This window comes from Pseudomonas sp. TMW22090, assembly GCF_022496665.1.
GTDB lineage: Bacteria > Pseudomonadota > Gammaproteobacteria > Pseudomonadales > Pseudomonadaceae > Aquipseudomonas > Aquipseudomonas gregormendelii.
In genome coordinates, this window is record NZ_SCFH01000011.1 from 150,928 (window position 1) to 164,852 (window position 13,925).

The 13,925-nt window shown below is 57.2% G+C and carries 11 protein-coding genes, 1 tRNA gene and 2 pseudogenes; 6 read left to right on the top strand and 8 right to left on the bottom strand.

Annotation, left to right across the window (positions count from 1 at the left end):
• The first annotated feature begins 80 nt into the window (after positions 1–80).
• The 5 genes from pheS (at position 81) to EQV97_RS26020 (ending at position 4,314) form a co-directional block, all read left to right on the top strand.
• The gene (gene pheS, locus EQV97_RS26000; protein WP_007905876.1) at positions 81–1,097 is read left to right on the top strand and encodes a phenylalanine--tRNA ligase subunit alpha; all 1,017 of its coding nucleotides are present in this window, start codon (positions 81–83) and stop codon (positions 1,095–1,097) included.
• Positions 1,098–1,123: 26 nt separating this feature from the next.
• Positions 1,124–3,505: a phenylalanine--tRNA ligase subunit beta gene (pheT, locus tag EQV97_RS26005; protein ID WP_225570570.1), complete on the top strand. Its 2,382-nt coding sequence runs from the start codon at positions 1,124–1,126 to the stop codon at positions 3,503–3,505.
• Between the two features lie 3 nt (positions 3,506–3,508).
• The gene (gene ihfA / locus EQV97_RS26010) at positions 3,509–3,811 is read left to right on the top strand and encodes an integration host factor subunit alpha (protein WP_002553164.1); all 303 of its coding nucleotides are present in this window, start codon (positions 3,509–3,511) and stop codon (positions 3,809–3,811) included.
• Positions 3,792–4,148 carry a MerR family transcriptional regulator gene (locus EQV97_RS26015; protein ID WP_003179985.1) on the top strand — a complete coding sequence of 119 codons (357 nt, stop codon included), beginning with the start codon at positions 3,792–3,794 and terminating at the stop codon, positions 4,146–4,148. Before ihfA ends, EQV97_RS26015 begins: the two co-directional genes overlap by 20 nt.
• Before the next feature lie 89 nt (positions 4,149–4,237).
• Positions 4,238–4,314, top strand: a tRNA-Pro gene (locus tag EQV97_RS26020).
• Between the two features lie 857 nt (positions 4,315–5,171).
• On the opposite strand, the gene EQV97_RS26025 is transcribed toward EQV97_RS26020, so the two are convergent.
• The 3 genes from EQV97_RS26025 to EQV97_RS26035 form a co-directional block, all read right to left on the bottom strand.
• Complete coding sequence (locus tag EQV97_RS26025) at positions 5,172–6,101, bottom strand: hypothetical protein (RefSeq protein WP_240890323.1); 930 nt, start codon at positions 6,099–6,101, stop codon at positions 5,172–5,174.
• A 256-nt stretch (positions 6,102–6,357) separates the two neighbouring features.
• A complete protein-coding gene (locus tag EQV97_RS26030) occupies positions 6,358–6,798 on the bottom strand; it encodes a hypothetical protein (protein ID WP_240890324.1) in 441 nt (146 codons plus the stop codon).
• A gap of 33 nt (positions 6,799–6,831) precedes the next feature.
• Positions 6,832–7,437, bottom strand: coding sequence for a hypothetical protein (locus EQV97_RS26035; protein WP_240890325.1), 606 nt, complete (start codon positions 7,435–7,437; stop codon positions 6,832–6,834).
• Positions 7,438–7,538: 101 nt separating this feature from the next.
• Between EQV97_RS26035 and EQV97_RS26040 the strand changes: the two are divergent.
• A pseudogene (locus EQV97_RS26040) lies at positions 7,539–8,975 on the top strand (IS1182 family transposase).
• On the opposite strand, the gene EQV97_RS26045 reads toward EQV97_RS26040, so the two are convergent.
• The 5 genes and pseudogenes from EQV97_RS26045 to EQV97_RS26065 all read right to left on the bottom strand — a co-directional run bounded on the left by EQV97_RS26045 (position 8,946) and on the right by EQV97_RS26065 (position 13,867).
• A complete protein-coding gene (locus EQV97_RS26045) occupies positions 8,946–9,347 on the bottom strand; it encodes a hypothetical protein (protein ID WP_240890326.1) in 402 nt (133 codons plus the stop codon). The pseudogene EQV97_RS26040 and the gene EQV97_RS26045 sit on opposite strands and share 30 nt — an antisense overlap.
• 30 nt (positions 9,348–9,377) lie before the next feature.
• Positions 9,378–10,415, bottom strand: a complete 1,038-nt coding sequence (locus EQV97_RS26050) for a LysR substrate-binding domain-containing protein (protein ID WP_240890327.1) — start codon at positions 10,413–10,415, stop codon at positions 9,378–9,380.
• 193 nt (positions 10,416–10,608) lie between these two features.
• Positions 10,609–11,286: pseudogene (locus EQV97_RS26055) on the bottom strand (solute carrier family 23 protein); the annotation flags it as partial.
• A gap of 316 nt (positions 11,287–11,602) precedes the next feature.
• Complete coding sequence (locus EQV97_RS26060) at positions 11,603–13,033, bottom strand: IS1182 family transposase (protein WP_240890328.1); 1,431 nt, start codon at positions 13,031–13,033, stop codon at positions 11,603–11,605.
• Between the two features lie 159 nt (positions 13,034–13,192).
• Positions 13,193–13,867 (bottom strand): heavy metal response regulator transcription factor, encoded by a 675-nt coding sequence (locus EQV97_RS26065; RefSeq protein WP_240890329.1) that lies wholly within the window; start codon positions 13,865–13,867, stop codon positions 13,193–13,195.
• Positions 13,868–13,925: the final 58 nt, after the last annotated feature.

The following is a 13,925-nucleotide window of genomic DNA, read 5'->3' on the forward strand; positions in this document are numbered from 1 at the left end:
TTGTGGGGCCAGGTGTTAAACGTCATAAATAGGGGAAGAGCCTTCAAGCTCTTCCCCTATTTTGTATCTGGAGTCTGTACATGGAAAACCTGGATGCGCTCGTCTCTCAAGCACTAGAGGCTGTGCAAAGCGCTGAAGATATCAATGCCCTGGAGCAAATCCGGGTTCACTACCTTGGCAAGAAGGGCGAATTGACTCAGGTGATGAAGACCCTGGGGAATCTGCCGGCAGAAGAGCGTCCGCAAGTCGGCGCCCTGATCAACGTTGCCAAGGAGCGTGTCACAGAGGTTCTCAATGCCCGCAAGGCACTGTTTGAAGAGGCCGACCTGGCCGCCAAACTGTCTGCCGAGTCCATTGACGTGACCCTGCCTGGCCGCGGCCAGACCTCGGGTGGTCTGCATCCGGTTACGCGTACTCTGGAACGAATCGAACAGTTCTTCACCCATATCGGCTACGGCATCGCCGAAGGCCCTGAGGTCGAAGACGACTACCACAACTTCGAAGCGCTCAACATCCCAGGCCACCACCCGGCCCGGTCGATGCATGACACCTTCTATTTTAATGCCAACATGTTGCTGCGCACCCATACCTCGCCGGTACAGGTCCGCACCATGGAATCGAAACAGCCGCCGATCCGCATCGTCTGCCCAGGCCGTGTGTACCGCAGCGACTCCGATATCACCCACTCGCCGATGTTCCACCAGGTCGAAGGCCTGCTGGTCGATCGCGACATCAATTTCGCCGACCTCAAGGGCACCATCGAGGAATTCCTGCGGGTGTTCTTCGAGAAGGAACTGGCGGTGCGCTTCCGTCCTTCGTACTTCCCGTTCACCGAGCCATCCGCTGAAGTCGACATGGAATGCGTGATGTGCAGCGGTAAAGGCTGCCGTGTCTGCAAACAGACTGGCTGGCTGGAAGTCATGGGCTGCGGCATGGTTCACCCGAACGTGCTGCGCATGTCCGGGATCGACCCGGAAGAGTTTTCGGGCTTTGCCTTCGGCATGGGCGTCGAGCGCCTGGCCATGCTGCGTTACGGCGTGAACGACTTGCGTCTGTTCTTCGACAACGACTTGCGGTTCCTCGCGCAATTTCGCTAGTCGTAACGAATTCTTAGGAGAGCAGGATGAAATTCAGTGAACAATGGCTGCGCGGCTGGGTAAGCCCGCAGGTAAGTCGCGACGAGCTGGTTGCTCGTCTGTCGATGGCCGGTCTTGAGGTCGACAGCGTCACGCTGGCCGCCGGTGAATTCAGTGGCGTGGTCGTGGGCGAGGTGCTGAGCACCGAGCAGCACCCGGACGCCGACAAGCTGCGTGTGTGCCAGGTCAGCAATGGCGCCGAAACCTTCCAGGTCGTGTGCGGTGCGCCTAACGTGCGCCCGGGCCTGAAGATCCCTTTCGCCATGATCGGCGCCGAGCTGCCAGGCGACTTCAAGATCAAGAAAGCCAAGCTGCGTGGCGTTGAGTCCAACGGCATGCTGTGCTCGCAAGCCGAACTGCAGGTTGGCGAAGGCAACGATGGCCTGATGGAATTGCCGGTCGATGCACCGGTTGGCCAGGACATCCGTGAATACCTGGGCCTGGACGACGCCAGCATCGAGGTCGACCTGACCCCGAACCGCGGCGACTGCCTGTCCGTGGCCGGCCTGGCCCGTGAAGTCGGTGCGCTGTACGCCGCCCAGGTCACCCGTCCGGTTGTGGCCACTGTGCCCGCCGTGCACGACGAAGTGCGCTCGGTGGAAGTCCTGGCGCCGGCCGCTTGCCCGCGCTACCTGGGCCGCGTGATCCGTAACGTCGACCTGTCCAAGCCAACGCCACTGTGGATGGTCGAGCGCCTGCGTCGTTCCGACGTCCGTAGCATCGATGCTGCCGTCGACATCACCAACTACGTGATGCTGGAACTGGGTCAACCGCTGCACGCCTTCGATCTCGCCGAAATCAATGGCGGCATCCGCGTGCGCATGGCCGAAGAAGGCGAAAAACTGGTACTGCTCGACGGTCAGGAAGTCAGCCTGCGTAGCGATACCCTGGTCATCGCCGACCACACCCGCGCCCTGGCGATTGCCGGCGTCATGGGTGGCGAGCACAGCGGCGTCAATACCGCGACCACTCGCGACGTCTTCCTTGAAAGCGCGTTCTTCGACCAGATCGCCGTTGCTGGCAAGGCCCGTTCCTACGGCCTGCACACCGACGCCTCGCACCGCTACGAGCGTGGCGTGGATTGGCAGCTGGCCCGTGAAGCCATGGAGCGCGCCACCGGCCTGCTGCTGGAAATCACCGGCGGCGAAGCCGGCCCGATCATCGAAACCGTCAGCGAACAGCACCTGCCGTCGATCGCACCGGTCACCCTGCGTGCCCAGCGCATCAGCCAGATGCTCGGCATGGAAATGGAACCGGCCGAAGTCGAGCGCCTGCTCAACGGCCTGGGCCTGAAAATTTCCGCCGACGGGGCAGGGCAGTGGCGCGTAGAAGTGCCAAGCCATCGCTTCGACATCAGCCTGGAAGTCGACCTGATCGAAGAACTGGCTCGCCTGTACGGCTACAACCGCCTGCCGGTCCGCTACCCGCAAGCCCGCCTGGCGCCACAAGCCAAGGCCGAAGCCCGCAGTGACCTGCCAGAACTGCGTCGCCTGCTGGTCGCCCGTGGTTACCAGGAAGCGATCACCTACAGCTTCATCGATCCGAAACAGTTCGAGTTGTTTAACCCAGGCGTTGAACCACTGCTCCTGGCCAACCCGATCTCCAACGACATGGCCGCCATGCGTTCGTCGCTGTGGCCAGGCCTGGTCAAGGCGCTCCAGCACAACCTGAACCGCCAGCAGGATCGCGTCCGCCTGTTCGAAAGCGGCCTGCGCTTCGTCGGTCAACTCGACGGCCTCAAGCAAGAGCCGATGATCGCCGGTGTCGTATGTGGCAGCCGCCTGCCGGAAGGCTGGGCGCAAGGTCGCGACGTCGTCGACTTCTTCGACGTCAAGGCCGACGTGGAAGCCGTATTGGGCTTCGCCGGTGCACTGGATTCGTTCACGTTCGTGCCGGGCAAACACCCCGCGCTGCACCCGGGTCAAACCGCGCGCATCGAACGCGAAGGCCGCCTGGTCGGCTTCGTCGGCGCCATCCACCCGGAATTATCGAAAACCCTCGGTCTCGACCGTCCGGTGTTCGTATTCGAGCTGGTTCTGGCGGAAGTGGCACTGGGTAAAATGCCTAAATTCCAGGAGTTATCGCGCTTTCCTGAAGTGCGACGTGACCTGGCCCTGATCGCGGAAAAAGACGTCGCAGCCAGCGCCGTTCTCGACGTAATCCGTGAAAATGCAGGCGAATGGCTGACAGACCTCAGGCTATTTGACGTGTATCAGGGTAAAGGCATTGATCCTGATAGAAAAAGCCTTGCAGTCGGCTTGACCTGGCAGCATCCATCGCGCACTCTTAATGACGATGAGGTGAATACCACGACGCAAAATATCCTCACCTCGCTCGAACAAAGGTTGAACGCCACGTTAAGGAAGTGACGTATGGGGGCTCTGACGAAAGCTGAGATGGCGGAACGTCTGTATGAGGAGTTGGGCCTGAATAAACGGGAGGCCAAGGAATTGGTCGAACTGTTTTTTGAAGAAATCAGGCACGCTCTGGAAGACAACGAACAAGTCAAATTGTCCGGGTTCGGCAATTTCGACCTTCGGGACAAACGCCAGCGGCCTGGCCGCAATCCGAAAACGGGAGAAGAAATCCCGATCACGGCTCGCCGTGTGGTCACCTTTCGTCCAGGGCAGAAGTTGAAGGCCCGAGTTGAGGCTTATGCTGGAACCAAGTCATAACGACGAGCTACCCGTCATCCCAGGCAAACGCTACTTCACCATTGGTGAAGTCAGCGAGCTGTGTGCGGTAAAACCGCACGTGCTGCGCTACTGGGAGCAGGAGTTTCCTCAACTCAACCCCGTCAAACGCCGCGGAAACCGCCGGTATTATCAGCGACAAGACGTGCTGATGATCCGGCAGATCCGCGCGCTTCTGTACGATCAGGGCTTCACCATCGGCGGCGCACGCTTGCGTTTGTCCGGCGACGAAGCCAAAGATGACACCACCCAGTACAAACAGATGATCCGGCAGATGATTGCCGAGTTGGAAGATGTGCTGGTTGTACTCAAGAAATGATTTTTTGCTTTTAAATACTTCCAGTTTTCAAAAGCTTGCGATATATTCTTGAGCGTCCTTCGAGGTGAAGGATGAGTTTCACGCCTAGTCGGGGCGTAGCGCAGTCCGGTAGCGCACTAGCATGGGGTGCTAGGGGTCGAGTGTTCGAATCACTCCGTCCCGACCATATTTTTCAATGACTTAGCCCGGTTCGGAAACGACTGGGCTTTTTCATTTCTGGCTCAGGGGTAAACAACGGGGTAAACACATTTCTTTCTTGCGAGTTCACGCTGCTTTTGGCCCTTTCTTGCGCTGCCTTTGGCTCCCATCCTGTTTGATGTTTCTCTTCCTTTCGGGTGCCACCAAGCTGAAATTTGTTGACGTCTTGCGCGTTCAAGGTGGCGTCGACGATGCAGCGAGCGGTCCCGTCCAGTGGCTTCCTTACCCGAGGAGCAGCTTGCGATCCCTCCGCAGAGCCCGTTTCAGCACCACAGGTGTGACTTGATCGTGGGTGACCAGATGCATCTGCCTTGAGGTACTCCACCAGTGGCTGTGGCGTTATCACATGCGTCAGAGCATTAGACGTCGACATAATGTGAGTTCACGCCGCTTTTGGCCCTTTTTCGCGCTGCCTTTGGCACCAACGTCGAGCCTCACGTGCGTGGCAAATGGGTTCGCGATCAGTACGAACACGGACCCAGGCATCAATGCCAGCGCATTGCATCGAAAAAGTCATTTTGACGGTAGGGGAGAGAACCTTTCGCACTGGCTGTATTCACAGCCAGACGACCAGCACGGGCACCAGGACTAGCGCTTTAGGCTCGAAAATCTCGCGCACACGTTTTACCGCGGCGTAAACCAGCTGCCGAAATTTACCCAACTGGTCTCGACATCATTGGGCCGCTAGCCGTCCACGAGGACCGCGCGGGCTATTATGAACAGTGGCAACATTCATGCTGCGCATGGCTGGAGAAAACCGCTCCGATTACTCGATGGTAAAGCTGAGCTGCATTGATCTGCTCCTTGTTCAATTGTTATCAGAACTTAAGCTTCCGCCGGCGGAGATAGCATCGGCTCGCCCATCGCCCATCGCCCATCGCCGGTGCAGCCGCGGGGAAGGTCCCTCGTACACCAGTGCACAGTTGGAGCCAATGCATGGTGCTCGGCTGCTCCCGTAGGACCTGGACCCGGGCCGGCTCGCCATAGAGATTGCCTACGTTGATTCGCAGCGTGTCCTGGAACGCTGGAAAGATCAGCGCCCCGGTGCAGCATCAGCGGCATTGCTCCGCCATTCCGTCTCACAACATGGATGTTTCGCTGGGCGACGTGGCGATTCCACGAGGCGTCGAACTTCGGCTCACCTGGAAAGTCGGACTGATTATCCCACACCCGCACCAGATATTCATGCCCGCCGTTCAGGAACTCTGGGCTCCAGGGTTCCGGGCACTTGACCACCCGGTGGCAATTCCCGCTACCCTTGTGGCCCAGGGAGGTCATTATCTGGGCGATCAGGCGCACGCTGCTGGCGTTGATCCCAAGCGAAGGGTCGCACCAGTAGAATTCGACAACTACCTCATGGGCACTTGCCTTCCCGAAATTCCAGATGTGTGCGTAGAAGGTATTGGGCTCTCCCGCGCGTGCGGTGTCGTCGAGGTTCTCTTTGGGCGGGATGGATGGTGCCATCAATGGCATGACACCAGGTAGGGCAATGATGTCCGGGCTCTCCCAGAACGGCGCATTTGTGATTGGTCGCAGGCCAAGGTCACCGGCGTTGGCGCGCATGAATAGATAGGGCAGGTCCATCTCGGCCCGCGGTCCGACGAAGACTCTTGGCGCAAGGGGCTTTTGGATATCGCCCTTGTTAATCGGTCCGCCGTCGCGCAGCCGTCCGGTATCTTCGCCAGCTGGCCGCTTGGGCCGATTTTCGTTCGGGTTCCCGTCGCGTACGCTGTCGCCAATCTCGCGATCGAGCATGCGTTCGCCGCCGGAGCCGCATTCAGAACTGCACGCGGCTTCGGGTGTATCGCACGGCTCGAAGATCCATTGCCGTTCTACGATCCTCGACAGACGCTGTCCTGGTGCACTAGGACTCGGCGCACAGGGATCCTGTGAGCCCGGTTTGGGGGGGCAGGGTTCGGCGGGGCCTTTTTCGTCATCGGCTTGGCGCTGCAATCTTGGCAGTTTCGGATGGTCCGTGGCGTTGCACCTCCTCAGGCTTGGATCTTACCGCCTATCTACTCCGCGGCCGCCGGGTCCGCTTGGTGGTCAACAGAAGGTCCAATAACTTTGGGCGATCGACGTATTTTAGCTGCAGCGGATCGTTGGGGCTCCAGCCAACCGCATCCGCTGGTGGCACAACCGGCGGCGTGTACTTCACCCCTAGAATCCCATTCTCGGGGTTGCCGCCGCGGATCCAGTCCCAGGTGAGGTAGGCGAAGGCCCGATCGCTATCGAGGTTGAACTGGGTTGAATAGCCCGTAGGATTCACCAGTTGGCTGATCAGGTGGACAGAGAATGGGATCGGGTTTCCGAGCGGACTGACGCCGATTTTCTCTGAATTAAGATGTAGGGCGTTGAGGCTGTCCGTCGCCCAGGGAGTCTGGGCGTTCTCATATTGCGTGCGCACTTGTGGATCGACCGTGCCGGACGCGTCGAAGAAAACGTCGGGCATCGCTCCGTAACGAAACGGCCCCGGCTGCAGTGGCTAATAACCCTTGTTAGGGGGCGCCGGCGGTGGCGACGGGTCGTTCGGGTCAGGCGGCCCGTCGAAGCCGCTGAGCGGAAAGTACTTCTCGGTGGGCGTGTCGATCGTGTGGTGATTGGCACCAGTGACACTGGTCGTAGGGTAAGCCCAGGGGCGATGGAACTCCCAGGCGTCCGTTTTGCCGGCGAGATCGGGGCCTTCGTACGCGCGCACCGGGTAGTAGGGATAACGCGGGTCGTTGACCGAATGTCCGTATCCGATCACGTCCTGATTCTGGTCAAGGTTTCCTAGAGGATCGAAGGCGGCTGCCAGCGCCGCGCGGAACGCGTCGTCCACCGTTCCGCCAAGGGTGATCATCGGAATGTCAATCTCATTTGGGAGCCGAAGCTCCCCGTCGTCGTAAGCCTGTTGGGAGTGCGGCGAAACAAACCCGGTATGAGCCAAAATCTCATTGGTTCTCGTGGTGACGTCCCAGATAAGCATCGCCAACTCGTAGAGGCCCAACCAGAATAGGTAGGACGCCGGGCTGGTGACCATCTTGATTAGGTCTTCGATCAGTTTTACGGTGGCCTCCAGTGTCTTGATCACCCAGTCGAAAAGCGCCATGAATAGTCCGCACACGTCGTCGACTGGATTGGACCCAGGCTGTGTGAAAACGCCAGTGATTGTCTAACCTTCTGATCGTCTAGATCGTATCGGGGGCGATCATGAAGCGATTCATCGAAGGTGAGGCTCGGACGCAAGTGACGCTGCTGCCAGAGTGTCTGGACGATTACGTAGCCGAAGAAAATCCAGTGCGCGTGGTCGATGTTTTCGTCGACTAACTCGACCTGGGTGCACTGGGTTTTGAGGGCGTCGATCCTGCCGCAACGGGTCGTCCGGCCTACCACCCAGCGGTGTTGCTGAAGATCTATATCTACGGCTACCTCAATCGGATTCAGTCCAGCCGCCGGCTTGAGCGTGAGGCCGAGCGCAACGTCGAGTTGATGTGGCTAACGGGGCGTTTGGCTCCGGACTTCAAAACCATTGCCGACTTTCGCAAAGACAACGGCAAAGCCATTCGCAGCGTATGCCGCCAGTTCGTAGTTCTTTGTCGCAACCTCAATCTCTTCTCCCAATCGATCATCACCATCGACGGCAGCAAATTCAAAGCCGTCAACAACCGCGACCGTAACTTCACCCAAGGAAAAGTGAAGGCACGCATGCAGCAGATCGAGCAGAGCATTGAACGATATCTGGCGGCGATGGATTCGGCGGATCGGGCAACGCCCGAAGTGGCCGAGGCCAAAGCAGAGCGGCTTAAAGAAAAGATCGAAACACTGAAAAAGCAGATGCAGAAACTCAAGGAAATCGAGGCGCAGCTTCACGAAAGTCCAGACCAGCAAATTTCCCTCTCAGATCCTGATGCACGTTCAATGGCCACGAGCGGCCGAGGCACCGGAACGGTCGGCTACAACGTACAAACAGCGGTCGACGACAAACACCATCTGATCGTTGCCCATGAGGTGACCAACGTTGGTAATGATCGTGGGCAACTGAGCAATATGGCGAGCCAGGCGCGTGAAGAAATCGAGGCTGAGTCGCTAACAGTCGTGGCCGACCGAGGCTATTACAAAGGTCTGGAAATCCTTGCTTGCGAGCAAGCCGGCATCACTACTTTCGTGCCGAAACCCCTGACATCAGGCAGCAAAGCCGAGAGTCGATTTGGTAAGCAGGACTTCATCTACCTTGCTGCATCGGACGAGTATCGATGCCCTGCGGGACAGTTACTGACCCGGCGGCATTCTTCGGTGGAAGACGGCATGCTACTGCACTGTTATTGGTTCTCGGGCTGCCAGTCCTGCGCAATGCACAAGCAATGTACGACGGGTAAGGAGCGCCGGGTAAAGCGCTGGGAACATGAAGCCGTAATCGATGCGATGCAGGTACGGCTCGAAAATGATCCAGCGATGATGAGGCGTCGCCGACAGACCGTTGAACATCCTTTTGGAACGCTCAAATACTGGATGGGAAGTACCCACTTCCTGACCAAAACCCTACCAAGGGTAAGCACTGAAATGAGCCTTCACGTGCTCGCCTACAACCTCAAACGGATGATGAGCATCTTCGGCATCTCAGGACTGCTTGAAACGATCAGGGCGTGAATCCAGCCGTTTGATCGTCCGTGAGTGGCTGTTTGGGCCGCTGACGCGGCCCAAACAGCATTTACGAACGCCTATGTAGCTGACGAGGGCAACTCGCGCTTCAGTCTGCTGGTTTCGCAGGCAACGCCCATAGCTCTCAACTTTCGACGTATTCAGTGCGTTTTCACACGGCCTGGACCCATTGATGCCGCTGAGGTCAGGCGGTTGGAGCAGGTTCTGGAAGTCCGACGCTGGGGGAAAGATGATGAAGTCGGGCTTCTTCGTTTTCGACATTTCCCAAGATCCACTGAACGAAAATTTGTAATACGTAATCATGATCTTGTAGATCGTTTGGATCTGCCAAGGCAAAGGGAAGCCGGTGGGAACGGTCATGGACGGCTTAGGTGCGATGCCATTAAGCAGCTAGGAGAATGGTTCATCCGAGCCTTTCCCTATCACGTTCTCGATTAGGGCGGTCAGTAGGCCGGAGTCGATGCTCGACTGGAAATTGCTACCCGGGAATATCTGCGGGTGCGGCCCGGCGCCGAAAGTGTCGATCAAGGCATTGACGATTGCCTCGGCCATCCACTCAGGCATGTTGCCGTCGACATCTAGTGCCTTGTCTCGGGCGTCCGGTTCTTCTGGAATCCCGGTTGGGCGCTGGGCGCCCTGGATCTTGCCGTCCGGATCGTCGGGCGTGATCTGCACCGCGTACCACAGCGCCGACATAGATAGTTCGGGGTAGTCGGTCGTATGGCCCCAGGGATCTTGGGCGATCTTTCCGCCCGGCGCGGTCTGGGAGTAATTCCACGCGTCGATGTGGTTCTCGATGAGGTGGTGGCGCTGCGGGTGGTTGCGAAAGGGGCCCCCGCACTGCTCGTTCACAAACGCATGACCGATCGTATCGGTGCCGAGATGGGTGATATAGCCCAGGGTGAATGCCAGGAACTGCTCAGACTCCTGCGCCATACCTTTCTGCGCGAGTTCATGGACCTGTTCGACGAACCCGCACATCGGCATCGAGTGCTGGGTTTCCAGGTTCATCCTGCGCTCCACCCCATACGCTGCAAAGATGGAGTCGATGTGTTGACGCGACGCGAGAGCGTGCGGATAGGAAATGAAGCACTCCCCCTCAAGTTCCTGTGGGACGATCACTGCCTTGTCGCGTAGTGGGTGATCGAAGGGCAGGGCGCATCGTAGAGATGACTGAATAATTTTCTCACCACTGGGGCTGGGATAAGCGTTGGGTTGCGCAATGAACCCGACATCGCATCGCTCGCCGACAATCGCGTCCACCACTTCTCTGGAAGATTGAACTACCAAGGTTATTTGCGCATGTTCATGCATGTTGAGAAATGCACAGATGGCACGCGGCAAAAACGACAGTCCCAGCGCCGGAGCGCAGGCTACTTGGAGTGAGCAGAGCTTGAGATCAATGATCTCAAGCCCTGTGCGGGCCATGACTGCCATTCCTACTGCGACCGCTTCATGGGATTAAAATGGTGTCCACACTTGTGGGCACCATCGCTCTAAGCGTTGGGATCAGGAAGGCGTTTTGGTCGGACGCTTATCTCTTGTGTTGCTCTTGGCGGCGCGCATTTACAGGGCCGAGACCGTAAGTGCAGGGCGTACGCAGCGTTGTGTGCGTCAGTTTTCAGGTTGACTTGGTGCTGGCACGGCTTTCTATCGTGTTCGTCACCGTTGAATTGGTTAGGTGATAAGAGGGAGGCTCCACTGCCTCGGTCACCAGAGCAATCTCCTTGCCTTCGGCGTCGAAGAGCTTGCCGTCACTAAAATAATCGCCATCACGCAGCGCCGCGACATCTTGAAAGCGCAGACTGCGCTCGGTACCGGCGACGAATACCGACTGTTGATCCGAGTTGCCGATGGTGAAGTGGTTGAACGTCAGGTTCAGAGCAATCGCCATGATTGCCGAAGAACTGATACCCGAGTGGAAAATCGTGGCGAACCAGCTCGGGAAGTGGTCGTAGAAGCTCGGTGCCGCGATGGGAATCATGCCGAACCCGATGGAGGCGGCGACAATGATCAGGTTCATGTTGTTGCGGTAGTCGACCTTGGACAGTGTGCGGATACCGCTGGCAGCTACGGTGCCAAACAGGACGATCCCGGCGCCACCCATCACTGATGTCGGTACGGCGGCAATCACCCGGCCCATCACTGGCAGCAGCCCGAGAATTACCAGAAACAACCCGCCAGTGGCTACCACGTAACGGCTCTTGACGCCCGTGACGGCGACCAGCCCGACATTCTGCGCAAAAGCGCTTTGGGTAAAGGAGCCGAAAATTGGCGCAAGAATGCTCGATAGCATATCGGTGTTGGCGCCGATGCCGAATTGATCTAGTTACCGAGATGCCACTGACCCAGTCTGATTCCTCGCGAACCATTTCCTGTGCTGGATTTCTGCCGATTGGAGTTGGGTCAGTCTTGCGTCGGCACGTAGGTCAATTCGGCGTTGGCGCCTACAGTGTAAAAACACTTTGGATGCAGAGGATTGGGTAATCGGTGGTTTTTCGCTGCGCTGGAGGTCTCCAAGGGCCTCATCCAAGCCAAATCAATGTTGCTGTATTGATCGGGACTTGTGCCAGCGGGTACCTGCTAGATGCGGTTATCGCACCGCTCAAAAGGCTTCAGGCCTTCATTGCCGCCATCAAGCCATCACTGCCCAACAGCCGCAGCACGCGTTTGAAGTTGTAGGCGAGCACATGCAGGCTCATCTCCGTGCTCACCCGGGTAAGGGTTCTGGTGAGGAAATGCGTGGCCCCCATCCAGGACTTCAGTGTGCCGAAGGGATGCTCCACTGTTTGGCGGCGGATCCGCATCATTTCTGGTGCTTGATCAAGACGACTTTGCATCGCCTCGACAACCGACTCATGTTCCCAACGGCTAACTCGCCGCTCAGAGCTGGGCGTGCAACGTTCCTTCAAGGCACAATTCCGGCAGTTCCAACTCCAGTAGCGATGTAGTTTTAACCCCTTCTCGACGGTTGAGTAACGCCAGATCAAGCTTTGCCCGGCTGGGCATCGGTATTCATTCGTTGAGGTGTCATAGATGAAATCATCTTTGCCGAATCGACCAGCCGCTGTCGCTCCCGACGTCAGTATCTTGGGCACGAAAACGGTAATTCCCGCTTCATGGCACGCCAGTATTTCTTCCCCTTTGAAACACCCTCTGTCTGCGACTACTGACAGTTCTTCGACACCCATGGCCTCTCGTGCGTGCTTTGCCATCGAACTCAGTTGGTCTCGATCAACGCCATCATTCGTCACCTCGTGCGCCACGATCAGGTGGTGCTTCGCATCAACTGCAGTCTGGACGTAGTAGCCGACCATTCCTGTTCCGCGCGTTTTCATCGAGCGAGCATCAGGATTGGTTAGGGAGATCTGTTTATCCGGCGTTTCGTTTAGCTGCACCTCGATTTGCTTGAGCTCCTGCATCTTGGCTTTCAAGGCCGAGATCTTGTCATGGAGGCGTTCGGCTTTGGCCTGAGATACGGAAGGTTCCTGACGGTCTGCGGTATCAAGTGCTGTCAGATAGCGATTGATACTGGACTCAATGTCCTCCATTCGCCGTCGAAGTTTGGCGCTGGTGAAGTTCCGGCCTCGATTGTTCACCGCCTTGAACTTGCTACCGTCGACGGCAACGAGCGCTTCGGAAAACAACCCCAGTTGTTGGCACAGCACCACAAATTGGCGGCACACACCGCGGATGGCCTTGCCGTTGTCTTTGCGGAAATTGGCGATGGTTTTGAAGTCCGGCATCAAGCGACCAGTCAGCCACATCAACTCGATGTTGCGCTGGGCTTCTCGCTCCAGGCGCCGGCTTGATTGAATGCGGTTGAGATAGCCGTAGATGTAGATCTTCAACAGGGTCGCGGGGTGGTAAGCAGGCCGCCCAGTATCGGCAGGAATGACGCCTTCAAAACCCAGCTTGACCAGGTCGAGTTCGTCGACAAAGACGTCGACTACGCGCACCGGATTGGTATCGCTGACGTAGTCGTCGAGGCTCTCGGGAAGCAAGCTGCCTTGGCCTCGATGTTCACCTTGGATAAAGCGCTTCATGGGCGATCCCTGCGATGAAATCCTCAGAAATCATAGCAAGGGTTCGCGGAGGCGTTTTTACACACTCTGGGCCTAAGGCTACCGCTCAAACCTGTCGAAGAAAACGGAGTTGGCTCACACTCCTCTGACAGGCCCTCAGCGACAAATGAGTCATTTGATCTACGATATGTCGATCACGTAACCCATGCCGCGTGAGGTGTGAATCAATTTGGATTCAAAACGGTCATCAATTTTCGCTCGCAGTCTACGCACGGCAACCTCGATGACATTGGTACCACTCTCAAGCTGGATATTCCAAACCTGTGATGCAATGAGTGATTTCGGGAGAACTTCACCACGGTGCTGGAGCATAAATTCCAATAACGAAAACTCTTTCGCCGTTAGGTCAATCCGTTTCCCTCCTCGAAACGCCTGATGCTTGAGTACTTCAAGCTCAAGATCTCCGATTTTTAGATGGGTCTGACTGGAAGGAGGGATTGCTCTACGCAACAAGACCCGGACTCTAGCAAGCAGCTCGGAGAACGCAAAGGGTTTGACCATGTAGTCATCAGCACCCAGATCCAACCCTTTAACTCGATCTTCTACGCCATCCCGAGCTGAGAGGAACAACACTGGCATATTTACGCCAGCGGCTCGGATCTTTCTCAGGACATCCCAACCATTGAGACCAGGCATCATCACATCCAGGATGAGTAGATCGTAGGATCTGTCCAGAACGTGTTGAAGAGCGTCGATCCCGGTTATGACACGGTCAACACTGAAGCCGGCTTCAGTGAGGCCTTTCTGCAGGTAAATTCCGGTCTTTAGTTCATCTTCAGCTACCAAGAGTTTCATGTTGGCAGGTTCCACGATTTGTATTGCAGCAGTTTGCGGCCAAAACGGATGCCCCAAT